Raw genomic sequence first — 23,072 nt, 5'->3', positions numbered from 1 at the left:
TCGGAAACTGAGCCTGAGCTGGACCCGCGCCGCAGTTCCAACTCACACCACAATCGGCAGGAATTGTAATTGGAGGAAGAGTTTGTGCCGCAGGCGTAGCTGCTTGAGCAGCAGCATTACAGCCTGCAACCTGAGTAAGAATTCCGGTTGTAACCTGAAGACACGCAGCACTAAAAGTAGGAAACTGAGCCTGAGCTGCAGGTACTGGAGAATTCATTACAGTTGTAGTAGCAGTTGTAACTGGACAAACAGGTGGAAAATAAGTAAACATTACTTGTTCCTCATAATTTTTTGTGAGTGACATTAGCCACTTACTGCTGAGTTTCGAAGTCTGACAGTAAGTGGCTTCTTTTGCTCCCTGCTTCACAACATGAGATCAAAACGCGTTCCAAATGAGTTTTAATCTCATCTTCCGCCGGCGCCTATTCAACTTAGCTTTGTATATTTGATTCGTCGATTACACCGGATTACACTAGTATGTCCCGTTACTTTTTCTTATGGACTCCACTTTGAAATCACTCTGAGAAATAATTAGTGCTTTAAGTAGAGAGTTTTATGATCAAAGAATCAGGAGCAATCTATGAAAAAATCACCTTTTACCGAAAGCCAAATCATAGCGATTTTGAAGCAACACGAAGCAGGAATATCGATTCCTGACTTAGCCCGAGAACACAGGATCAGTTCCACCTCTGTCTATAAGTGGCAAGCACAATACGGTGATATGGACGCCTCCATAGTGATACTTTTAAAAGAGTTAGAGGCAAAAAATAGACGTTTTAAGAAAGGTACACGGAGGAAGGCTTAAAAACTAAGATTCGACTTAGATCGATTGAGAGGGAAAGCTGCCTAAATAGCGAGAAATGGTTGAGCAAGCTATTGTGAAGCATGGCATTTCGATTCGCCTTTCTTAAATTTATATAGGAATTTTTGAAATCTACTTTCTCTCAAGATACATCAGTGTATAAAGTAGTCAATTTATACACTGATCCTGAAATTGACATGATCAATCCACTACTGCAAGATTACCGTAGGTTTCCAGCCAGTTTTTGCGATCCCCAGCGCGTTTTTTCGATAACAGTTTGTCCAACAACTCGTCTGTGTCCAATTTATCTTCCATAGTCAATTGTATTAGTCGACGTGTATCGGGTGCCATGGTGGTTTCTCGCAATTGCGCTGGGTTCATCTCACCCAAACCTTTGAAGCGCTGTACATTCGGTGTACTACGCTTATTTTCAGCGGCGATTTTGTGCAGAATGATATCTTTTTCTTCATCATCCAAGGCGTAATACACTTCTTTGCCCACGTCGATACGATACAAAGGCGGCATGGCAACGAACACATGGCCGTTATTTACCAAAGCCGGGAAATGACGTACAAACAAGGCACAAATCAAGGTGGCGATGTGCAAACCATCCGAGTCGGCATCGGCCAGAATACAAACCTTACCATAGCGTAATCCGCTCAAGTCTTCGTCACTTGGGTCCACTCCCAAGGCCACTGAGATATCGTGAATTTCTTGTGAGGCCAATACTTGCCCAGAATCCACTTCCCAAGAGTTCAGAATCTTACCGCGTAATGGCAAGATGGCTTGAAAGTCTTTTTCCCGCGCCTGTTTTGCCGATCCGCCTGCCGAATCCCCTTCTACAAGAAAGAGTTCACTACGCGTAGAATCTTGGCCTGCACAGTCAGCCAATTTACCCGGCAAAGCCGGGCCTTGAGTGATCTTTTTACGCACCACTTTTTTACTGGCTTTGAGACGTTTCTGCGCGCTGCTAATCACCAACTCTGCTATCTTTTTACCGTCGTCAACGTGCTTGTTCAGCCACAAGCTGAAAGCGTCTTTTACGGTAGCGGAAATGAATGGCACAATCTGACGCGATGACAAACGCTCTTTGGTTTGCCCTGAAAATTGAGGCTCTTGCAGTTTTGCTGACAATACATAGCTGCATCGATCCCACACGTCTTCTGCTGTCAATTTAATACCACGTGGTAAAAGGCTGTGGAAATCGCAGAATTCACGAATGGCGTCCAACAACCCCGTACGCAAGCCATTCACATGAGTACCACCTTGCGCGGTTGGAATCAGGTTCACGTAGCTTTCCATGACCAGTTCGCCCCCTTCTGGAAGCCATTGTACTGCCCAATCAACGCCTTGAGTCTTTTCAGTCAAACCGCCTACGAAAGGCGCTTCCGGCAACAAGGCGAAACCGTCATTGGCGGTAGCAAGGTAATCGTTCAAGCCATCTTGGAAGAACCATTCTTCTCGAACCTCTTCACTGCCACTTTGATCGATAAACACCATGTGCAAACCAGAACACAATACGGCTTTGGCTTTTAATAGGTGCTTAAGACGAGACAGGGAAAATTTTGGGCTGTCAAAGTATTTTGGATCGGCACTGAACTTCACCTTGGTACCCGTGTTTTTCTTACCCACAGTCCCTATTTCGGTCAGTTCAGAGGTTTTAAAGCCATTTTCAAACCCTATGTGGTATTGAACACCATTACGCTTCACCCACACTTCTAAGGAAGTTGATAAAGCGTTAACGACAGAGACCCCCACGCCGTGCAAACCACCAGAGAACTGGTAATTGTCACCAGAGAATTTCCCCCCTGCGTGCAGTTTCGTCAAAATTAGCTCCACCCCAGACACGCCCTCTTCAGGATGAATGTCTACTGGCATACCACGGCCATTATCTTCAACACTTAATGAACCGTCTTTGTAGAGAATCACTTCAATGCGATCCGCATGTTTTGCTAACGCTTCATCCACTGAGTTATCGATGACTTCTTGACCTAGGTGATTTGGTCGAGTGGTGTCCGTGTACATTCCAGGACGTTTTTGAACGGGCTCTAATCCACTTAAAACCTCTATCGATCCGGCGTTATATTCTTTTACTGACATGCGTATTTTTTCTTCCAATCAAAGGCTACCAAATGCAGATTATCAGCATTGGCATTCAAACTTAATAACCAACTTCTGAGAGTCTATCACTGCTTTTATTAAGTTTAAAACAGTGCAATACAAGCAAAGACTTAGTTGTCTAGTATTTGAGCAAATTGCAGAATTTCTGTAGCGTAACGCTGAAAATCAACAAAGCTGTGGTCACCATTTGCTTCTAGTGTGAGTTTAGCAGTATGGGGAAACGCCTTTAATGCGGCATGATAATCCAGCACTTCGTCACCCTCTTGCAGCATCAACCAATATAACTCTGCTGTTGGTCTTTCTACAATGAGAGATTGCAATTCCGTCATATGTTCTTGGGTGAGCACATAGTCCTCTCCGGTATAAGGGTTGTGCTGCACACCAAGGTAAGCCCCTAATAAGATAGGCGCCTCCACTGCAGGATTCACCATGACACAAGGAAGTTGATATTTTTCGGCAAGATACGCTCCGTAAAAACCGCCCAAAGAGCTGCCAATTAATGAGACGCCTTCTGACAAATGGGATTCGATTAACCTTTCTAGTTCAGCAATGGCCTGTTTGGGACGCCAAGATAAACGTGGTGACAACACTGCATTCGGTAAACCCGCTTGTTTCGCCGTTTGTTGCATCACATTGGCTTTATGAGAACGTTCGGAACTATTGAAACCGTGGATATAGATTAATACGGCCATACAAAATGCCTTATTAAAGAAGAAACATTAAGCAAACTGAAAAGGCAGAGGATGATCAAGTCGATGTCCGTGTTTTAAACAAAGCTCTAACAAGTCTGCCAATTGCTGATTCAAACGAAATTTTTCATCACGGTGTAACATGGCATCATTTGGATAAGGGTAAGCACCGCTGTATTGTCTATGGCCATCCGTAATTTCAGCAATGTTCACATCGTGATACAAGCGAATGGTCATGGACAGCGACGTTTCAAACAGCAATTTTTTCTGAGTTTGCGGACCAAACTCTAAAGCAATTTCAGTGGTAAATTTGCTTTCTTCCTTTAATGACAAGCGCAAACGACTTTCTTGGTCACCGTTTGTGTGAATCGAAAAATACCATTCCAACGCTTTTTCTTGGCCACGCATGATCCTGCCGATACGACGATAATTCAATTCGCCGAGCAACTGCAAGCTAACCAAGTCTGGAACGTATTGCTTGTTGGTTTTTTTCATCACACTCGTCATTCAGGTTAAGTCTTTCCTTCTGTGACCGCTTTTTCAGAGCTGGTTTCAGATGCTTTAATTGCGTCTAACTGATGTCCCATTCTGACATCCTTATCGTGCCAGTATAGGTTAAACCACTCAAAAAAGGCGTCTCTGTCTTGATCGGCTGGGCGAAATTCAGCCGACAAGAAACTCTCAGGTAACGCCACTTCTCGGACCATCACCTTAGCTTTACTCAATCGACCGCACAATACATCCCAGCCAGAAATATTGGCTTGATCGTACAATACGTTTAAATCCGTGATACTGGTAATACGCTGCGGCATGGTTTGCAAAATAAACCCTACACCACCCGCTTTTGGCTTCAGTAAATGTTGATACTGAGATGCCTGATCATCATGTTTTGCCTGAGTAAATCGTGTCCCTTCCACAAAGGTTAAGATGGAATTGGGGCGCTTTAAAAGACGTTCACATGAGCGCTGGGTGGTTGCCAAATCTTTTCCTGCAAGGTGCGGTTTTTTCGCTAGTGTTTCCTTGCTGTATCGTTTCATATAGGGAAACCCCATGATGTAGGTAGCGGTACCAACAAACGGCATCCAGAACAAAGCCTGCTTCATAAAGACTCTTGGCAATGGACGTTTTCCTTGAATTTGTGCCAATAGAATAAACACATCCACCCAAGATCTGTGATTGGAAATCATCAAACTCCAGCGAGTAAAGTCGGTTACCATGCTGTCATCTAAATCCCAATGCACGTCAAGAATCTGTTTAAACCACCACTCATTAGCAGCCACCCAACCGTTAAACAAACGATCAAAGTAGTCTTCTGCTAAGGCTTTATACTTGTCATTTCCCAATAATAAAGGCGCCACCAAATGCGCCATTAGTGACCAGAAACAGACATTTACACACATAAATATGAAGGAAGCCAAGCCCAGTACAGGTTCGAAAAAAGGCAGTTTTCTTAGCTCCTTTAAGCTGTCTTTTATCATAATGTTACTCACACCATTTATTCACAAGTTCAGATTTATGCAAGGCAAACCATTGTAATCCCATAATGGTACTGGCGTTTTCGATATCCTGTTGTAGTAAAGCGATGGCATCCTCTGCTGAAACTAAATGCAGTTTAATGTCTTCATTCTCATCCGCTAAACCATGACTGCGACTAAGATCCACTTTACTAGCATCGAATTCACCTGCGTACATACGCAAATATTCCACCAAGCCCCCTGGCGACGGAACAAACTTAAACATGTACTCCAAACGTTTTACTGCCACTCCCGCTTCTTCCATGGCTTCACGACGAGCCACTTGCTGATCGTCTTCGCCTGCTTCTACCATACCAGCGACCAGTTCTAATAACCAAGGAGATTCATTCCTCAATACCGCTGGGCGAAACTGTTCAATCAGCAATATTTTGTCCGCTACAGGATCAAACAACAAAACACAGACGGCATCATTGCGCACCATCATTTCCCGTGTCATTGGCTGACTCCATTCACCATTAAATTTTCTATGGCGCAAGGTCAGTTTGCGCATTTCAAAAAAGCCTTGATAGACGCTCTCGTCTTTGATCACTTCAACATCTTCACGACGATAACTTGGCTTAAATTTCATTTTGCTAAAATCCTATTTCGTCTCAATGACTCACTTTGGTGTGATCACTATTCTTTTCAATGTATTATGCTGCTAAGGAAAGTGCGAATCTGAATGGCCATAAGTCAACTCATGCGGATTCACAACTTTTACTATCCACTTAACCTGCGCCCGTTTGTGGCAGTTTATTAGGAGTGTAGCAATGGATAACTTACGTTGCAGCTGGTGTTTGGGATCGCCCGAATACATTCATTATCACGATACTGAATGGGGTATCCCAGTTTATGATGATGCTACTTTATTTGAATGCATTGTACTTGAAAGCGCCCAAGCAGGTCTAAGCTGGATTACGATTTTACGAAAAAGAGAAGGTTATCGTGCTGCGTTTCACCATTTTGACCCAGTAAAAGTAGCCAATATGACAGCACAAGACGTAAACCGCCTTGTGCAAGACGAGCGTATTGTTCGACATAGAGCTAAAATTGAAGCCACCATTAATAATGCCAAAGCCTTCTTGGCCATTGCTGAAGAATTTGGATCATTTAGTGACTATTATTGGGCGTTTTCTGACCATAAAGTGATTGATAATCAGGCCCAATCTTTACAAGACGTCCCAGCCCTGACCGAGCTTTCTAAACGTCTCGCGAAAGATTTAAAAAAGCGCGGCTTTAAATTTCTAGGTGCCACCACCTGTTATGCTTTTATGCAGGCCACAGGCATGGTTAATGACCATGTTATGGACTGCCCTGCCCGTCTGGAATAGGAGATTGATTTCATTAATGTTTCCGCTACTCTCGCCGATATAAGATACACTTAGTGAAGCGTACAATTCAGTCGGTAGATTGGTTCGTATCTTACTTAGCGTTACTGCTTCACAATCATGGCTAAGACAACACTCTCTAATTTTGGTTTGGTATTCAACATGTTTAATAACAAAAGCATTCTCATTACTGGTGGCACAGGCTCTTTTGGTCATCAGTACGTTAAAACCCTGTTAGCTAACTACCAACCAAAACGTTTGATTATCTACTCCCGCGATGAACTTAAGCAATATGAAATGCAGCAAGAATTTGACACGCCTTGCATGCGTTATTTCATTGGTGATGTGCGCGATAAAGCACGCCTTACGCAAGCCATGCGGGATGTGGATTTTGTTATTCATGCCGCAGCACTCAAACAAGTGCCGGCTGCAGAATACAACCCGATGGAGTGCATCAAGACAAATATTCACGGTGCTGAAAATGTCATTGCCGCTGCCATTGCCAATGATGTGGAAAAGGTCATTGCGTTATCAACTGATAAAGCCGCCGCCCCTATCAATCTTTATGGTGCGACCAAACTCGCTTCAGACAAGCTTTTTGTGGCCGCCAACAATATGGTTGGTCAAGGGCGTACACGTTTTTCTGTTGTACGATACGGTAATGTGGTGGGTTCACGTGGCTCAGTAGTGCCTTTCTTTAAAAAGCTGGTGGCTGACGGAGCGGATGCCATCCCCATCACTCACCCTGGAATGACACGTTTTTGGATCACATTGCCAATGGGCGTAGAGTTTGTACTGAAAAATTTCCAACGTATGCAAGGCGGTGAGATTTTCATTCCTAAAATTCCATCGGTGCGAATTATGGATTTAGCATCGGCTTATGCACCGGATCTATCAACCAAAGAAATCGGTATTCGTCCTGGTGAAAAATTACATGAAGTGATGTGCCCTGCTGATGACTCTTTTCATACCTTTGAGTTTGATGACCATTATGTGATTGCACCCAGCATCAAATTTCATCAAGAAGACATGGCCTTTGATCAAAATAAACTGGGAGAATCTGGCAAGTTGGTCGAACCAGGTTACGAGTATCACTCTGGCAATAACCCACACTTTTTGAGCACAGCTGAAATTTTGGCGTTCGACGATGGCCACTGATTTTATCCCTTATGGCCGACAAGCCATTGATCAAGACGACATTGATGCGGTGGTATCGGCATTAACCTCGTCCTATTTAACTCAAGGGCCAAGAGTCACCGCTTTCGAACAAGCCATTGCCAATAAAGTCAACGCCGCCCATGCCGTGGCCGTGAACAGCGCCACTTCGGCACTTCATCTGGCGTGTTTGGCACTGGGCGTGACGCAAGATGATTGGGTTTGGACCACCCCCAATACCTTTATTGCATCCGCCAATTGCGCTCGCTACTGTGGTGCTAATGTGGATTTTGTAGACATTGATCCCGATACTTACAATCTTTGCGCAACACAATTGGCGACGAAATTAGCTCAGGCAAAACAACAAAATCGCCTTCCAAAAGTGGTGATTCCGGTTCACTTTGCCGGTCAATCCTGCGATATGAAGGCCATACATAAATTAAGCCAAGAATATGGTTTTCATATTATTGAAGACGCTTCTCATGCCATTGGTGGCCGCTATCAAGAGGACTTTATTGGTGATTGTCGCTACAGTGATATCTGTGTGTTTAGCTTCCATCCGGTGAAAATCATTACCACGGGTGAAGGCGGTATGATTACAACGCAATCTGCACAATACGCCAAACACATTCGCACTCATGCACATCAAGGCACCAGTAAAGAACCTGAAGAATTAACGGCACAGTCTGGCGATTGGTATTACGAACAACATACTTTGGGATTTAATTATCGTATGACGGAGCTACAAGCTGCGTTAGGCTTATCTCAACTGACTAAGCTGGACCATTTTATCACCAAGCGACATGCAGATTTTGATTACTATTTAGAAGCCTTAAAGGACTTGCCAGTCACTTTGCCTATTCAATTGCCTGACAACTACTCCGCACTACATTTGTTTCCTATCTTGCTTCCAGAAGAACACAAAGGCGCTCGCAAAGTCATTTTTGATGCGTTACGCAGGGCAGGCATTGGTACCCAAGTTCATTATATTCCCGTTCATACCCAACCCTATTATAAGGCACTTGGCTTTGACTGGGGCGACTTTCCGGTTGCCGAAGACTATTATCAGCGCACCATGAGTTTGCCATTGTTCTACCAACTAACCCGATCCGAGCAAGACAAGGTTATCGCTGTTTTGAAACAGGCTTTAGAAGAACATGGAGTGGTATCCTGATGACAAATTGCCCTCCTATTAAGGTCGCGGTAATACCCGCTCGCGGCGGCTCTCAACGCATTGAGAAAAAAAACATTCGGCCTTTAAATGGCAAACCCTTAATCGCCTATTCCATAGAAACAGCTTTGCAGTCTGGTCTTTTTGAGAGAGTCATTGTATCTACCGATGATGAGGAGATTGCCAAAGTAGCGCGTGAATTTGGTGCTGAAACGCCTTTTTTAAGGCCAGCGGATTTAGCTGATCATCACACGGGCACGACTCCTGTCATGCAGCACGCTTTGCGCTTTTTAGAACAACAAAACGCCAACATAGACATGGCCTGTTTGATCTATGCCACCTGTCCCTTATTGACGGCGGACGATTTACAAAAGGGTTTAAGAAATGTGCCTGACACTGGCTTTTGCTTCTCTGCAACCACCTTTGATTTCCCCATTTTAAGGGCATTACAGGTAACAGAATCTGGCGAATTGACAGCCATGTTTCCTGAACACATTAGCAAACGCTCGCAAGATCTGGTCGAAGCCATTCATGATGCGGGTCAATTTTATTGGGCAAGACCGGAAGATTGGTTTGAGGTTGAAATTTTCAGTGCCCAATCCAAACCCTTAATATTGCCGAGACACCGTATTCAAGATTTGGATACGGAAGAAGATTGGCAGCGCCTAACCCAGCTAATGGCTTTGTATCACCCTCAATCCAAGTGACCGCTCTAGTAAGATTAATGCGTTATATAATGTTGTAACTGGAAAGAATAGCATCCACGACTCTGTCTGCACCTTTACCATCCACCAGCTGCTGCGCTGTTTTTCGCGCCTGTGCTTGCCATACTGAATCTTGCCATAATGCCCAAGCCAAAAGAATTACTCTTTCTATCTGCTGAGCAACACCCTCTTGAGGCAGATCATCAAATCGCAAAGCCCGACACCAGCCCAAAGGTAAGTGTTGTTCAAGCGATAAAGTTTGATTATCCGCCACTTGTACAAAAAGACTCGGCACGCCCATACAAGCCAGTTCAAATAAGGTGCTGCCTGCCGCAGAAATGGCCATTTTGGCTTTAGCCATCAAAGGCGTTACGTCTTCCACACCTTGATGAAGCTCAATTCCATTGGAATTGCAAAACGCTTTTACCTGTTCTGCTTGCTTGGCATTGTTTCCCAACATAACCACAATATCGGAGGCAACAAAGCCAAACCGCAAACAGTCTAATAATAAGGGTAACGTCAACGCCAGTGGGTCAGTTCCACCAATAGTTACCAAAAGTTTGGTAGGATTTTCATCCACATGAGCCGTTAAAAATGACTGACGCAATAACGCGTACTGACTACCTGTCAGGGGCATAAGCACGGAAGTGGGATACGTCTGCTCAAGGGGATTTAATACCCATTTAGCAGGAAATTCTCCCCGATCATTCATATCATCCAGCACCAATAAATTGGCTTGATGATGATATAAAGTCTGAATGTCTGCTCCTTGATAGCCATAGTGATCCAATATCACTAAGCCCGCTTGAGAGGCCATAGGCAAGAACTCTGCCTCTTGTGAAATGACAATATCATTCTGTTCAGCAAACGCACTACAATCTTGATGAAGAACAAACCGGCAAGTATGGCCTTTGCGCTCAAAAGCCGTTACCAAAGCCTGACATCGTACCCTATGACCCATGCCAATTTGCACAGACGAATCGGCACGAATCAGTATCTTCATACCATTAGATTCCAGTCGAGTGGCTGACCTCTTTTGACACTCTGAGACAAGGTTTTCCCTAACACATCAGGCCAATGTTTTGGTGCAAGCCCTAAAGAAGGTCGAATGATTTTAAGGTGTGCTTCGGTTAATACCGTGCCAGCGGGTAAATCTTCGCTAATATAGATAGAACGACGGTATTTCTTCGCCGCTTGTTCCGCTTCGGAACCACCATAGGTGACTTGCCCTAACGATGCTTTAGCAGCACGGCATGCTTCTACCATGGCTTTCATTTCGTCTGGTTCCATCGAAAATTCTGCATCCACACCACCAGCACTACGATCCAGCACAAAGTGTTTTTCAATCACAGTGGCACCTAATGCTGTTGCCGCAACCGCCACACCAAGGCCCTTAGTATGATCCGATAAGCCCACAGAACAGCCAGTGTGCTTCGCCAAATCCGCCATGGTCACCAAGTTCGAATCTGCAATTTTAGCTGGATAGGTACTAGTGCATTTCAATAAAGTGAGAGGGTTATCGCCAATGGCTCGAATGGTCGCGACTGCTTCTTCGATCTCTTCTTTGGTCGCCATGCCAGTCGACATAATGATCGGCTTACCGGTTCGCGCCACGGCTTCAATAAGAGGAATATCGGTCATTTCAAAAGACGCAATTTTATACAAGGGTACGTCAAGGCTTTCCAGAAAATCCACCGCCGTCAAATCAAACGGGGAACTGAATGCCATCAGCCCCAACGATTCTGCCAACTCAAACAAAGGCTTGTGCCATTCCCAAGGCGTAGAGGCCTTTGAATACAGGTCATAGAGGTTGCTACCCTGCCAAAGGCTGTCTGCTTCCGATACCATAAACTCCCCTTCACGCACGTCCAACGTCATGGTGTCCGCTGTATAGGTTTGTAGTTTAATCGCATCCACACCCGACTCAGCCGCCGCATGAATCATGGCTTTGGCAAGTTGAAAATCTTGATCGTGATTACCAGACAGCTCGGCAATAATAAAAGGCTTAGCATCAAACATAATTAACCATTGTAATGCGTAATGAGGTGATCGTTGCCCTGATCTACGTACTCAGAAGCTTGCTGTAACATGCTTGGCATTTCTTGTAAAAATTCGCACCAGGACTCAAATAGATACTTAGCACGCTTGACTGTTTCTAGCTCATCTTTATAGGCAAATAAAAATTGCACGATCAAAAATGAAGAATAGGTGAAAGACCCTAATAGAAGATCATGTATATGCCGATGAACGCTGCCTTTTAAAAAGAAAATATGACGGTGCTGAGACCAAAGAAAATCACAAACTTGCTCACGAGTAGTAAAGTTTTCATCCCAACCTTGCTGCAACTCACCACTCATCTTAGTAAAGTCTTCAACAGAAATAAGCGACTCAGCTGTTTCACTTAGCAGGCAATCTGGCGGCTCGGTAAAAAACACTTCTTCCAAAAGATTAATGACTTTTGTTTTATCGACTTCTGGATCGGTAATGAGTACATCATCAACTCTTAAAGGCGTCACGCCTTCAATCTTAGCGACATCGGATAAATTATAGCTCTCAAAATTACGACGTTTTTTCAGTAAACGAATTAAGGATTCTAATTGCACTCGAGACGTATCCATCATTCCTGTCGCATACACAGTGCCGCCAAAATTTCCTTCTCGCTCTACCAGCTTCGCTTCCTGAAAGGATTGAAAACCGGTTTCTTTACCATCTTTGTAGTAACCACTGTGTTTTGAGTGATGAACGGATTTATCTTTAAACCCATTATCCACGCCAACAAAGTAAACATTGTTAAAACCAAATAAATGCACATAAGACAAAGCCAAATTGGCAACCACTGGGTTACAAAAATTCAATTGAACGTAGTTCTTTTGGTCACCGTGATTCCTTGCATGACTTAAGATTAATGAAGTTACCGCCTCACCGGGTTTCAGTCCCATTCCTGTACGCTGAAAATAATCAAAAAACTCGGGATGCATCACATCCACGCTCAATCCCCAGATGCCTTTTAAATAGTCTTTGTCTAAAAATAAGAATTTATCAACGGTTTGCTTCATGCGTTCAATATCAACATGAAGATCAGGCACTATGCCTAATTTATGCAGCGTATTAATGGTTGAACCACATGAAATCAATAATACTTGATGACGAACGGATTTAATCAACTCAATACTTTGATCTAACGAAGGACCGTTACCGAGAATAAAAACAGGAATATTTGAAACGGATTTTGGTATGGCATCTCGACCTTGGAAATGTGCTAGCTTAGTCTTCGGCAAGGAACGTAACCCCTGCGCTATGCCAATTAATGCATCATCAAAAAAACCCCACCCCATTACCTGACGGGAATAATGCTTCTTAAAATAATCAAAAGCCTGATTATTTTCTGGGCTCTTATACCCCATAAAAAGATAGGTTTCTGGTGCCAAAAAGTAACCATTTTCCTGTAACTGCAAAAGATAAGTATCGGTAAATTCTTCCGGCTGAATGCCCAAAAAGAAGTGAACGGTTCGCCCATCTCGATTGAAATACTCTAGAATCCTTCCCCAATCAATTGCATATAATGAGTAATGAAAAAAATCTAAATCACTCTCATAAAGATAAAGATGTTTGATTTCTCTTTGCTCTAACAACAACTCAAGTTGATACCCAAGCTCTATACCAAATACAATTGTTGCTCCTACAAATTGGGGCCAACCTTGCTGCTTCTCCATTCCTTCTCGTTGGCGTTCGATCTCATCCAAAATCTTATTACTATAGAAAACATGACGGCTCTGATTACCCTCTGAACGTTCTAGGTTAAGAAGCGTCTTTGATGGGTGAGCTAATGCATAATCGACTTTGTCTTTCGCTTGAGATCTAGGGGCAGTAGAGAAGATAGATGCTCCAATGTCTTCTCTGTAAAGGTTCATGTCCCCCACTTCTTCCATGTAGACATATCGCTTTTTGGGTTTGTAATCTTTTAATTCTTCGTAGATATGGGGCATGACCTCAGAAAACATCGTCATATTTTTTATATAACGGTCTGACAGCTCTTGATCTTTTTCTCTTAACCGAGCAACACCCGCTCTAAAACTTTCTAGAAAATTTTCTGCATGCTCTATTTTCTTAGCCTGCTGGTCATTCTGCATGCTTTATGCCTTTATATTTACTGATGCTTTTTCGAACTTTCGTGGCGCGGTACAATTGATCCCGCATTTCAATGCGGCTCTCTTTTACTAATTGCACAGCTGATTGATGTACAACAACGAGTTTTTTTAATGTTTTATTGAATAAGGCGTGTTTTTTTTCTGGCTGAAGAGAAAAAATGAAGTCGTCGTTTTCCGAACACAAGTGCAAGATTTTCTCTATGTCTTTTGACAAAACAGCCTGTTGAAGATTATCCACCAATAGCGATAACCTTTCTATATCATACATTCACTGCACCAGCAGACTCGCTATTTCCTGAATGATAAGCCTGTTGTTTATCCGCTTCCGTTATCTGATCCCAAGCGCCTTTAATTTGCAACATAAGATCAATAACTTGATCAATAACAGCGCAATCTTTTGACACGCTCGCTTCATTGATTCGTACAATCATATAATCATACAAACCGTCTAAATTATCGACAAGTTCGGGATTCGCATCACGATCCAATCCATCCCTTAAGGCATTTATTATCTCAATAGATCGAGTAAGTGCTGCCGCTTTTCCTTCCCAATCTGAACGTTCTATACATCCCTTACCTAATGCAAGTCTATCTAGCACACCCTGCATCAATAGTTGTATCACTCTATGAGGATCTGCCGAGGCTAAATCGGATTTTAATGAGTCCTTCTTGTAGGCCTGAATCCCTTTTTTCCCGTACATATAACAACCTCAAAATATCTACAAAACCAACAAATCGCAGTTTTAAAGTTTATTCAACATAGAATTAAGATAATCACCTTGAGCATTCATATTAGCTAGTTGCGTATCTAGACTAGTAAATTTGCTTCGTAAAGATGCTTCATATTTTTCCATACGTTCTTCATAGTCAGCGAGTGACTCTTCTGTATCACTTATCGACTTATTCACCGAATCCTTTAGGGTATTACTCATTCCTCTGGGACCAACATAATTATCTAACAAGGCATCTAAGGATTTTGCTAGGCCATTTGAACCAATAAACAAAGTCGCAACACTGTCAAAGTCGGCATCCACTGCCCGATTAAATTTACTTTCATCAAAGGCAAGCGTACCGTTGTCTTGTAAATCAACACCAACATCAAAAATAGAGGTAAATGGGCTATCATCACTCGCATGAGTAGACATTAAATCGCTCGCCAATGAACTGCTTAAGTTGCGTATCATACTATTACCGTTTAACACAGCACCTCTAGCCGTACTTTGTTTGAAAACAGCAATTAAATCATTATAGGCGCTGACGAACCCTTGAATCGTTTCTTTAACTTGATCTTGATTATAGGTCACTTCTACTTTTACTGGATCCTGAGAAAGTTCCAATGCCTCTATTGATAAACCAGCAATAGCATCATCAAAACTATTTGAGTCACTGCGAACCGTAATACCATCGACGACAATATAAGCATCTTGTGCCTCACCACCCTCGGGAACACTCATTCCAGGAAAGAATCCACCAAGCGCAGCACTGTCTAAAGTTAAATTACTACTATCAATATTTAAGGTATTACCAGCTCCAGTAGTATTAGAAGTAATAGTAAAAAATGTATGACCTTCACCGTCATTTACTAGGTTAGCAGAGACACCATGGTCTTTGCCTTCTTCATTAATTTGTTCTCGAAGTCCAGATAAAGTCGTTTCAGGTTTTACCTCCATCTCAAACTCTTTATCGCCTATCGATAAAGTGAGCGTACCGCCGGAAGAAGTAACCACTTCGTCCCTAGATGAGAATGAAGAAATATCGGATATTAATCGACTGCCTTTCGCCAGCTGAGTGACTTGAATGGAATATTTATCGGTTGATGCAGTTTTGTCAGGGGCAACAGAGAAAGATGGGGTCTCCTCACCATTTGCCATAATGACATTTCGGCCAGAGAAAAGTTCTTCTTTATTCAGATCTTTGACATAATTTTTGAAATTATCAATCGCAGAGCTCACTGTTCCTAACGCGGAGAGCTCTGCTTCATAGCCTGCTAATTTGTCTTGGTATAATTTTACTTTCGTATCTCGTCTGGCACTCACCATGTCTGTGACAAGGCTTTCTAGATCCATTCCACTGCCTGCACCTAATGAGCCAATCGCCATACCTATCTCCCAGTAAAAACCGCTTACACCTTAAACAAATCAAACTTCGCTATTAACCAATGTTCCTTTGACATCACTTAATTGACTCATAATAGCATCAATTCTAGCCGACATCTTTAAAAACTCTTCTGTCGGCATTTGTCGAACAACATCACCGGTTGTTTGATCTAATACTTTAACAATATTTTTACTACGATCTTCGGTCATTTCAAAAGATAGATGGACATTCAATTGAGACATCTTACGATTAGCGCTCTCAATGACTTCTTTATCTACCTTTGCCGTACCGGTATATCCATGATTGTCTTGGCTATTTGCTTTATTACTATCGGACAAATTTCGAACGGTTTTCGCATTTACTTCTTGCTGCGCTCTAAATTGTTCCCCCATGCGTTGATCTTGTCTAGTTGCAACAACTCCTACAGACTGCTTAGAAAAATCACTAGAATTAATTGACATATAAGAAGCCCCCTAAAAGAAACAAAAGCTGGAACTATGCTCCAGCTTTTTGTATCGCTAAATTAACCCAATAGAGACAACGCAGTTTGTGGACGTTGATTTGCTTGAGCCAAAATAGATGAACTTGCTTGCTGAAGAATCTGTGAACTGGTAAGTTTCGCAGTTTCTTCGGCAAAGTCAGCATCTCGCACACGAGAACGTGCAGCGGATACGTTTTCAGAAATATTACTCAAGTTACTGATACTTGAACCCAATCGGTTTTGAACCGCACCCAATTCAGCACGTTTAGAACCTACCGCAGCAATCATATTATCCAAAATAGCAATCATACTTTGCGCATTTGCAGTTGAAGAAACAGATGGTGTTCCAAACCCTTCAGAGGTATCACCAAAACTTCTTGATCTACTTGCTGGTGGCTCAGGCATTTGAGGTGGTGCAGCATCAAACTCTTCACCATTTTCTTCCGCTGCCGCTCTTGCTGATTCATATTCTGCCACTCGTGCATCATAACTGTCTACTTCAGCTTGATATTGTGCTTCTTCAGCAGCATTTGATGATAGGCCAGCCATAGTAAAACCACCATTATTTGCATAATCTTGGTTCTCACCAGAACTTAAATCAAAACTGATCGTTTGATTGGCATCTGAACCTACTTGGAAAACACCATTATAAGTACCATCAAGCAAAGCTCGACCACCGAAAGTGGTATCCGAAGCGATACGATCAATCTCTGTAGACAACGCCTTAACTTCTTGTTGTAGCGCTTTACGGTCAGAATCCGAGTTCGATCCGTTTGCCGATTGAATAGACAGAGTACGCATACGCTGCAACATGTTAGTTGTCTCATCCAAAGCGCCTTCAGCAGTCTGAGCAACAGAAATACCGTCATTGGCGTTACGAACCGCCTGATTCAAACCATTAACCTGAGAGGTCAATCGGTTAGAAACCTGAAGGCCTGCCGCATCATCCGCCGCACTGTTAATACGCAAGCCAGAAGACAAACGCTGGAAAGCCGTATCCAAAGAATTACTTGAACTCATCAACTGACGCTGGGCATTGATTGATGAGGTATTTGTATTTACGTAAAGAGCCATCATAGCCTCCTAGGTTTTTTAAGTCCTGCCAAAGCAGATCGTATAAAGTTTTCGACAAGGTCTGGAAAACCTTTAGTCAATTTCGGAATTTTTTTTCCTTTATGTGGAAAAAAACCTCCCTAAAAGCGGCAAAAAAATGCCTTAACTAATTGTTTTAACTGGAGAAAGAAAAACAATTAAATTATTTAGATTTTTTACTAAAAATGCCTTTTTTTACCCCTTAAAGAGAAAAAAAGCCAAAAAAAGAGCACATTCGTGCACACACAAAAAGCACAGCCAAAAGAATTTCCTTTTTCACTCACTTCTTATTCTTTTAATCAAGACAAAACCGAACCACCAGAGGCAAAAAACCACCTGTTTAGGTGGCAATTCTCCACCCACCTAAAGGCAATATGCCTTGTCTATCCAACCTGTTCATTTCAACCAGCACCGACCCGATAAAAGAGTCTCAAATGACGATTAATCAATGATTCACCTGTTCATAAATCAATCAATATTTCATCACCTAACAGAACTTCACGACGCAGTTAAAAAATGCATTCAAAGCGATAAGGTACGAACTCAAAAGCCTAAAACCCTCACTAATCGAATTAACCCTGATAGTAAAAAAATTAAGCACAAGACCTTTCTCATCCAAACTCTACTGTGACGGAATTGGCGTAATACAACGAAAACCAAGCGAACAAAAAAACCAACCCATAAGAGAAATAGGAAAAATCACTTTCTCTAAAAGCCTCTGTTTTTGCGTCTTTCTATTTCCATGATCAATAACCACTCCCACCTGATACACGACGAGTTCGGCTGGCATTAAATAGCTTCTCGAGTAGCGATAAGGCCTAGACCATCCATCATTAGCCACCAGCAACACAGCCTTGTTTGCTGGCATCCATCGACTATAAACATCCACCGACTACTAGCTACGAAGCAAAAAGCACAACTTCTGTGGTTTCATGCCAATTCTGCTAACCACCAAAAAAATCACTAGGATTTTCGTTAGGGAAGGTACAAAGCAGTCTCCGGAAAGACCCGCAGCAGACTCACATGAATGTGAAGCATTAAAGCAACGCATTAACTTGCTGCCGAACACAGTCTCATTCGTACCTTACCTAGACAATCTCTCAATCCAAACAGAGCTTCACCAGGATAATCAGTGGTCTTTTGAGCCCATTAGGCATTAGCATTCACTACCGATTAGCCACCTTCTGTCACCCAATCCAGGAACAAACTGGTATAAAAGCAGCTTGAAGCTTGGAATAAATGCGCTATACTTGGACCGCTTATCACGCAAATATTTTGGCAATTATGCTCTAGTGTTTTTGGCACAAAGCTACCCTGCCAAACTGCTCCGGCACTTACTTATACCCTGTTGAAACACCTTCATCTTGGTACACCCATCTTTCATTAGGTCCCATCAAGATAAATTTTCGGCATAACAAAAGCCTAGCGAAAATAAACACCATTGTTTCGCACCCCAATACCAGCCGGCTAATAGACAGTGAAACCTTAGAAACAGATTTCTTATGTCTGTAAACACTGGATTACTGCTGCTTAAGATCGCATCATCTGACACAAACTCTTTGCACACTGCGTGTATAGGTATTTTTCACTCTCTTCGAGTGTGTATTCCGATAAAATTACGCTATAGATTCACCTTTTCGATCTCATTCGAATTCATTAAAAAAACAAGATAAACAACCAACTTTTAAATTGGCCGACCATTGTTTAACCTCAATCAGAACCCTTTTATAAAAGAGTCATATATCAATCTACTTTTAACCTGAGATGGTTCAATTCCTTTACCATCGAAAACAGCATTATTAGTAGGATCCCTCAAAGCAAGAGAATCTGACCATAAGCTCATACCAAACTTCAAAACCAGATACTGTCCATTGCTATCCGGAGAAACACGAACACATCGTCTAAACTTGAGCTTCGTCGCAGAGGCAGACAAGCAAGACCGGAACGAACAAAAACTCTACAATCGGTCATAACAAAGAGAACTTACTTCTATGAAAGCTCCAAAGAAAACCAACATGAACCTAAGTCATTAGGGCTGCACAAGAATGCGCCACCAAACGAGATTCAAACTCTTTTATTAGTTGCCAAGTTTCATTGTCCAATATGTTCAATATTGGACAATGAAACTTGCCTCGAATAACAGAGAGTTATTCTCACGTTATAGCCATTGGACTCGTTCGCATCTTTCCTAAACTCTTCCATTCTCTATCTGCTTCTTTGCTTACTCTTTCAATAATCTTATGAACACAAGCATTCGTTGGTGCATAGTGATCAATCACATTACGCCGTACCTCTACAGATGGTGACGTACAGATTTCATCAATTCCATGTACAAATACCCTCAATTTCATATCCAATTCTTTTGTCATAAACTCGTCTTGAAAAATTGAATTTAGCTTTGTCAAAAAACGACTAACAAAGGCTTCTATGTACTCAGATAGAACCTTTCAATCCCATACCATAGACATCAACCACTTCATATTTAGGTCGCACTTGTCGTGATACATCATGCATCCTCTCACTCAAATTCAACCATGAAATGCCTATACCGATTTCCAAATTAAGTAACGTTTCCTTGACTGTAAATCTCAAGCAATCCTATGACTATCCCTGTTTTAATGATGGCTTGCATAGCAAGATCACTTTAATCAAGATGCCCAATGACATTGAGACACGCCAATGTACGGAAAGTAAAACAAGCCTCTTAATCCCAGTTACTTTCATTATCATTTCCTCGGCACCAACCTATCTATAAAAACCTATCTGTAAAAAAACAGTGATAAAGAACCCTAAACTCAAGAAACGGCAAGAATAAACCTTCTTAGAGAGCCAAAGAGCACAAGCCAAACTCTCTTTATTCTTAAATTAAGCTTCTTGCTAACATCTTCCGCCTTAGATGACGAAACTTGTCTCGAATAAAAGACAGTGATCCATACGCTCCCCTCCTACTATGGAATCAGGAGATTAGAGCATCACAAAAGCAGTCGTCTTAATCAGTGGACTTATTCGTACCTTCTCTATCCATTTGTTCTTCTAAACCAATCTCATAATTACCCTATCTTCACTGAGCTCTACCTCTATCAGCTCAGTTCACAAGATAATTAAGGCATTAGCCTAAACAATTACCGTTAGAAAAATGTTCTTTCGTTACTCTAGTAAATATTCCATCCTTACAAACATACTGATCCATCAAATTTGGGCATAAAAAAAGCCGGGAGAATATCTCCCGGCTAAAAGGCACCTCTAGGAGAGAGAAGTTGCCTATAATCCGAGAAGAGCTCACACCTTAACTTACAATCTAAAGTAGAGAGATCCTCACTGAATCATTAATTTCCCAACAATGCTAATGCAGCTTGCGGTCTTTGATTTGCTTGAGCCAAAATCGTAGAACTTGCCTGTTGAATAATTTGTGAACTTGTTAATGCAGCAGACTCAGCAGCGTAATCTGCGTCTCGAACTCGAGATCGTGCTGCAGATACGTTCTCTGAAATACTGGACAAGTTATTTACTGTTGAACTAAAGCGGTTCTGAACAGCACCTAGTTCCGCTCGCTTAGAGTCAACAGCTTGAATCATTACGTCTAGCATAGCGATCATACTTTGCGAGTTTTTCACATCAGTAATAGAAACAGAGTCTGCTGTAATCAGCGGTGTACCGTACTTTTTCTCTGCTTCTATTACGGTTCCATCAGGCTGTGTTATAGAACCATCTGGATGATTAATGGTTCCATCAGGATGTACGATAGAGCCATCTGGCTGCACAACTCGACCATCAGGAAATGATATGCTTCCGTCATTTAATGTCGTGGTACCGTCCGCATTGAGGACAGTGCCATCTTCATTTACAACATCCTGTCTTGGTGTACCATCTTCATTGATTGGCATACCAGTCTCATCAATCAAAACGCCATGCTCATTAATCGTACGACCCTGCTCATCGATTAAATCACCATTCTCATTAACAAGTTTGCCTTCTTCATTTATTAACTCGCCATCTTCATTAATCAGATGGCCTTGCTCATTCACAGCATCACCATGTTGGTTAACAAAGCCACCATCTTCTGTTGGAATCACTCGAACTGGTTCTGGCTCTGGCTCTTCATAAGGAACACCTGACGTTAAACCAGAAACAGTAAAGCCACCATTTCCTGCAAGGTTAATTGAGTTATTAACACCACCAAATTCCATAGAAAAACTGATTGTTTGGTTAGCGTCAGCACCGACCTGAAAAATACCTTTGTAAGTTCCATCTAATAAGCTTCGCCCACCAAAGGTTGTAATGTCTGCAATTCGGTTAATCTCTTGTGCCAGTTGACCCATCTCTTGTTGCAGGGCTATACGGTCTTCATCTGCGTTAGAACCGTTTGCCGATTGAATAGACAAGGTTCTCATACGCTGAAGCATATTCGTCGTTTCTTGAAGCGCCCCCTCTGCAGTTTGAGCCAGAGAGATACCATCATTTGCGTTTCGAACTGACTGATTCAAACCATTAATCTGAGAAGTCAATCGATTGGAAATTTGCAAACCAGCCGCATCATCGCCCGCACTGTTAATACGTAGACCGGAAGATAATCTTTGAAAAGCGGTATCTAATGCCTTACCGCTACTGGTTAATTGTCGCTGAGCATTCAGCGAGGACACATTTGTATTTACGTATAAAGCCATTTTAATCTCTCCTAAATTTTTTAATTAAAGAGACCGACCTTTTGTTTGATTAATTATCAAGGTTTCTTTTGTCTCTTAATAAATTTATCGTCATTTCGACTTTTATCTTTAATGTTTTTTCGCTTTTTTCTTTAGAGCTTATTGGTTTTATAAGATTGCTCTTTGGGGCGATACTTGATTTATCGAACGAGACAAAAAGAACTTTAAAATTTTTATAAAATAATAATTTATATAAAATTAAATACTTTAAAAACAACAACTTAATGGAAATTAAATTTTCCTAAAAAGGATTTGAAATGGTTGAAATTTAAACAAAAAAACATTATTTTTTTTGTTAAAGTTTTTCCATTTTTTGCCGAAGGACACTCTTAAAATCAATTTGAGTAGAATAAAAAATCAATTTTTCATTTAGTGTTATTTAAAACATCTTAAATAAAAATAAGTCTATTATTTGATTAGCCAATCATTCGAGATGCTTATAGAGGGAGTTCTTCTAAGGAAAGTAAATAGATTTAAAAAATTGCCTTACTCTGCAAGAGAGCAACACTCATAGAAATTAACAAAACCTAGGGAAGGTGCGAATAAGTCGGTAACATGAGATAATCTCGCCGACTTAAGATAACTACAACGCCTACCGATTATGAGCCGGCTTTCCTTCGCTGACACCGAATTTACCAGCAAACGCCGCAAGACTCGCAAAGAACTCTTCCTTGGTCAAATGGATAAATTGATTCCTTGGCAGCAGCTTGAAGCCCAAATTGAACCCTTCTATCCAAAAGCAGGTAATGGACGTCGCCCCTATCTTTTGTCTACCATGCTGCGCATTCACCTTATGCAGAACTGGTACAGCATGGGGGACCCAGCAATGGAAGACGCTCTTCATGAGATTACCTCTATGCGGCTGTTTGCTGGGTTATCCTGAGAAGGCGCGATACCTGATCACACAACTATTATGAATTTTAGGCACTTACTAGAAAGGCATAAGCTTGGACGAAAGCTATTTAAAGAAGTCCACAAATGGCTATTAGACTCAGGTGTTTACTTCAAAGAAGGCACCACCGTTGACGCGACGATTATTGAGGCGGCTAGCTCAACCAAAAATAATG

Annotated in this window: 21 protein-coding genes and 2 pseudogenes; 6 read left to right on the top strand and 17 right to left on the bottom strand. The window is 42.0% G+C overall.

Features of this window, described 5'->3' with window-relative positions:
* Positions 1-271: hypothetical protein (locus ACXAH2_RS16840; protein WP_475080098.1), on the bottom strand; the 271-nt coding region annotated here is incomplete at its 3' end.
* 309 nt (positions 272-580) lie between these two features.
* On the opposite strand from ACXAH2_RS16840, the gene ACXAH2_RS16835 reads away from it, so the two are divergent.
* Positions 581-805, top strand: coding sequence for a transposase (locus ACXAH2_RS16835; RefSeq protein WP_475080096.1), 225 nt, complete (start codon positions 581-583; stop codon positions 803-805).
* Between the two features lie 198 nt (positions 806-1,003).
* Here ACXAH2_RS16835 and parE read toward each other — a convergent pair whose 3' ends face one another.
* The 5 genes from parE to ACXAH2_RS16810 form a co-directional block, all read right to left on the bottom strand.
* Positions 1,004-2,902, bottom strand: coding sequence for a DNA topoisomerase IV subunit B (gene parE / locus ACXAH2_RS16830; protein WP_475080094.1), 1,899 nt, complete (start codon positions 2,900-2,902; stop codon positions 1,004-1,006).
* 131 nt (positions 2,903-3,033) lie between these two features.
* Positions 3,034-3,615, bottom strand: coding sequence for a YqiA/YcfP family alpha/beta fold hydrolase (locus ACXAH2_RS16825; RefSeq protein ID WP_475080093.1), 582 nt, complete (start codon positions 3,613-3,615; stop codon positions 3,034-3,036).
* A 27-nt stretch (positions 3,616-3,642) separates the two neighbouring features.
* On the bottom strand, positions 3,643-4,107 hold the full coding sequence (locus ACXAH2_RS16820) for a DUF1249 domain-containing protein (protein ID WP_475080091.1): 465 nt from the start codon (positions 4,105-4,107) through the stop codon (positions 3,643-3,645).
* A gap of 17 nt (positions 4,108-4,124) precedes the next feature.
* Positions 4,125-5,090, bottom strand: coding sequence for an acetyltransferase (locus ACXAH2_RS16815; RefSeq protein WP_475080089.1), 966 nt, complete (start codon positions 5,088-5,090; stop codon positions 4,125-4,127).
* Positions 5,091-5,094: 4 nt separating this feature from the next.
* Positions 5,095-5,715, bottom strand: a complete 621-nt coding sequence (locus ACXAH2_RS16810; RefSeq protein WP_475080087.1) for an NUDIX domain-containing protein — start codon at positions 5,713-5,715, stop codon at positions 5,095-5,097.
* Positions 5,716-5,896: 181 nt separating this feature from the next.
* Between ACXAH2_RS16810 and ACXAH2_RS16805 the strand changes: the two genes are divergently transcribed.
* The 4 genes from ACXAH2_RS16805 to pseF all read left to right on the top strand — a co-directional run bounded on the left by ACXAH2_RS16805 (position 5,897) and on the right by pseF (position 9,487).
* The gene (locus ACXAH2_RS16805) at positions 5,897-6,457 is read left to right on the top strand and encodes a DNA-3-methyladenine glycosylase I (RefSeq protein WP_475080086.1); all 561 of its coding nucleotides are present in this window, start codon (positions 5,897-5,899) and stop codon (positions 6,455-6,457) included.
* A gap of 159 nt (positions 6,458-6,616) precedes the next feature.
* Entirely contained in the window at positions 6,617-7,612 is a 996-nt protein-coding gene (gene pseB, locus ACXAH2_RS16800; protein ID WP_475080084.1) for a UDP-N-acetylglucosamine 4,6-dehydratase (inverting), read from the top strand.
* Complete coding sequence (gene pseC, locus ACXAH2_RS16795) at positions 7,602-8,783, top strand: UDP-4-amino-4,6-dideoxy-N-acetyl-beta-L-altrosamine transaminase (RefSeq protein ID WP_475080083.1); 1,182 nt, start codon at positions 7,602-7,604, stop codon at positions 8,781-8,783. The genes pseB and pseC overlap by 11 nt, the downstream gene beginning before the upstream one ends.
* The gene (pseF, locus tag ACXAH2_RS16790; RefSeq protein ID WP_475080082.1) at positions 8,783-9,487 is read left to right on the top strand and encodes a pseudaminic acid cytidylyltransferase; all 705 of its coding nucleotides are present in this window, start codon (positions 8,783-8,785) and stop codon (positions 9,485-9,487) included. Before pseC ends, pseF begins: the two co-directional genes overlap by 1 nt.
* A gap of 22 nt (positions 9,488-9,509) precedes the next feature.
* Here pseF and ACXAH2_RS16785 read toward each other — a convergent pair whose 3' ends face one another.
* The 11 genes and pseudogenes from ACXAH2_RS16785 to ACXAH2_RS16735 form a co-directional block, all read right to left on the bottom strand.
* Positions 9,510-10,487, bottom strand: a complete 978-nt coding sequence (locus ACXAH2_RS16785; protein WP_475080080.1) for a PseG/SpsG family protein — start codon at positions 10,485-10,487, stop codon at positions 9,510-9,512.
* Positions 10,484-11,503, bottom strand: coding sequence for a pseudaminic acid synthase (pseI, locus tag ACXAH2_RS16780; protein ID WP_475080079.1), 1,020 nt, complete (start codon positions 11,501-11,503; stop codon positions 10,484-10,486). The genes ACXAH2_RS16785 and pseI overlap by 4 nt, the downstream gene beginning before the upstream one ends.
* A 2-nt stretch (positions 11,504-11,505) precedes the next feature.
* Positions 11,506-13,614, bottom strand: coding sequence for a motility associated factor glycosyltransferase family protein (locus tag ACXAH2_RS16775; RefSeq protein ID WP_475080078.1), 2,109 nt, complete (start codon positions 13,612-13,614; stop codon positions 11,506-11,508).
* Positions 13,604-13,900, bottom strand: coding sequence for a hypothetical protein (locus tag ACXAH2_RS16770; protein WP_475080076.1), 297 nt, complete (start codon positions 13,898-13,900; stop codon positions 13,604-13,606). The genes ACXAH2_RS16775 and ACXAH2_RS16770 overlap by 11 nt, the downstream gene beginning before the upstream one ends.
* Complete coding sequence (fliS, locus tag ACXAH2_RS16765; protein ID WP_475080075.1) at positions 13,893-14,333, bottom strand: flagellar export chaperone FliS; 441 nt, start codon at positions 14,331-14,333, stop codon at positions 13,893-13,895. The genes ACXAH2_RS16770 and fliS overlap by 8 nt, the downstream gene beginning before the upstream one ends.
* A gap of 42 nt (positions 14,334-14,375) precedes the next feature.
* Complete coding sequence (gene fliD, locus ACXAH2_RS16760; RefSeq protein ID WP_475080074.1) at positions 14,376-15,731, bottom strand: flagellar filament capping protein FliD; 1,356 nt, start codon at positions 15,729-15,731, stop codon at positions 14,376-14,378.
* 39 nt (positions 15,732-15,770) lie between these two features.
* Positions 15,771-16,190, bottom strand: a complete 420-nt coding sequence (locus tag ACXAH2_RS16755; RefSeq protein ID WP_475080073.1) for a flagellar protein FlaG — start codon at positions 16,188-16,190, stop codon at positions 15,771-15,773.
* A gap of 62 nt (positions 16,191-16,252) precedes the next feature.
* Positions 16,253-17,284, bottom strand: coding sequence for a flagellin N-terminal helical domain-containing protein (locus ACXAH2_RS16750; protein WP_475080072.1), 1,032 nt, complete (start codon positions 17,282-17,284; stop codon positions 16,253-16,255).
* Positions 17,285-19,455: 2,171 nt separating this feature from the next.
* Complete coding sequence (locus tag ACXAH2_RS16745; RefSeq protein ID WP_475080071.1) at positions 19,456-19,671, bottom strand: hypothetical protein; 216 nt, start codon at positions 19,669-19,671, stop codon at positions 19,456-19,458.
* A gap of 957 nt (positions 19,672-20,628) precedes the next feature.
* Complete coding sequence (locus ACXAH2_RS16740; protein WP_475080099.1) at positions 20,629-20,889, bottom strand: flagellin; 261 nt, start codon at positions 20,887-20,889, stop codon at positions 20,629-20,631.
* Between the two features lie 596 nt (positions 20,890-21,485).
* A pseudogene (locus ACXAH2_RS16735) lies at positions 21,486-21,966 on the bottom strand (flagellin N-terminal helical domain-containing protein); the annotation flags it as partial.
* Positions 21,967-22,603: 637 nt separating this feature from the next.
* Here ACXAH2_RS16735 and ACXAH2_RS16730 point away from each other — a divergent pair.
* Positions 22,604-23,072, top strand: a pseudogene (locus ACXAH2_RS16730) (IS5 family transposase); the annotation flags it as partial.

Source organism: Marinomonas sp. ABL3_031 (assembly GCF_056161265.1).
Note: the sequence above shows the minus strand (reverse complement) of the source record. Positions and strands in the feature narration are given on the sequence as shown.

Excerpts from the sequence above, each read along its gene's own strand:
- fliD (WP_475080074.1), bottom strand. The coding sequence starts at position 15,731 with ATGGCGATTGGCTCATTAGGTGCAGGCAGTGGAATGGATCTAGAAAGC.
- pseB (WP_475080084.1), top strand. The coding sequence starts at position 6,617 with ATGTTTAATAACAAAAGCATTCTCATTACTGGTGGCACAGGCTCTTTT.
- ACXAH2_RS16825 (WP_475080093.1), bottom strand. The coding sequence starts at position 3,615 with ATGGCCGTATTAATCTATATCCACGGTTTCAATAGTTCCGAACGTTCT.
- ACXAH2_RS16745 (WP_475080071.1), bottom strand. The coding sequence starts at position 19,671 with ATGACAAAAGAATTGGATATGAAATTGAGGGTATTTGTACATGGAATT.
- ACXAH2_RS16820 (WP_475080091.1), bottom strand. The coding sequence starts at position 4,107 with ATGAAAAAAACCAACAAGCAATACGTTCCAGACTTGGTTAGCTTGCAG.
- parE (WP_475080094.1), bottom strand. The coding sequence starts at position 2,902 with ATGTCAGTAAAAGAATATAACGCCGGATCGATAGAGGTTTTAAGTGGA.
- fliS (WP_475080075.1), bottom strand. The coding sequence starts at position 14,333 with ATGTACGGGAAAAAAGGGATTCAGGCCTACAAGAAGGACTCATTAAAA.
- ACXAH2_RS16755 (WP_475080073.1), bottom strand. The coding sequence starts at position 16,190 with ATGTCAATTAATTCTAGTGATTTTTCTAAGCAGTCTGTAGGAGTTGTT.
- ACXAH2_RS16770 (WP_475080076.1), bottom strand. The coding sequence starts at position 13,900 with ATGTATGATATAGAAAGGTTATCGCTATTGGTGGATAATCTTCAACAG.
- ACXAH2_RS16810 (WP_475080087.1), bottom strand. The coding sequence starts at position 5,715 with ATGAAATTTAAGCCAAGTTATCGTCGTGAAGATGTTGAAGTGATCAAA.
- ACXAH2_RS16835 (WP_475080096.1), top strand. The coding sequence starts at position 581 with ATGAAAAAATCACCTTTTACCGAAAGCCAAATCATAGCGATTTTGAAG.
- ACXAH2_RS16785 (WP_475080080.1), bottom strand. The coding sequence starts at position 10,487 with ATGAAGATACTGATTCGTGCCGATTCGTCTGTGCAAATTGGCATGGGT.
- pseC (WP_475080083.1), top strand. The coding sequence starts at position 7,602 with ATGGCCACTGATTTTATCCCTTATGGCCGACAAGCCATTGATCAAGAC.
- ACXAH2_RS16775 (WP_475080078.1), bottom strand. The coding sequence starts at position 13,614 with ATGCAGAATGACCAGCAGGCTAAGAAAATAGAGCATGCAGAAAATTTT.
- pseI (WP_475080079.1), bottom strand. The coding sequence starts at position 11,503 with ATGTTTGATGCTAAGCCTTTTATTATTGCCGAGCTGTCTGGTAATCAC.
- ACXAH2_RS16815 (WP_475080089.1), bottom strand. The coding sequence starts at position 5,090 with ATGATAAAAGACAGCTTAAAGGAGCTAAGAAAACTGCCTTTTTTCGAA.
- ACXAH2_RS16740 (WP_475080099.1), bottom strand. The coding sequence starts at position 20,889 with ATGCTAGACGTAATGATTCAAGCTGTTGACTCTAAGCGAGCGGAACTA.
- pseF (WP_475080082.1), top strand. The coding sequence starts at position 8,783 with ATGACAAATTGCCCTCCTATTAAGGTCGCGGTAATACCCGCTCGCGGC.
- ACXAH2_RS16805 (WP_475080086.1), top strand. The coding sequence starts at position 5,897 with ATGGATAACTTACGTTGCAGCTGGTGTTTGGGATCGCCCGAATACATT.
- ACXAH2_RS16750 (WP_475080072.1), bottom strand. The coding sequence starts at position 17,284 with ATGGCTCTTTACGTAAATACAAATACCTCATCAATCAATGCCCAGCGT.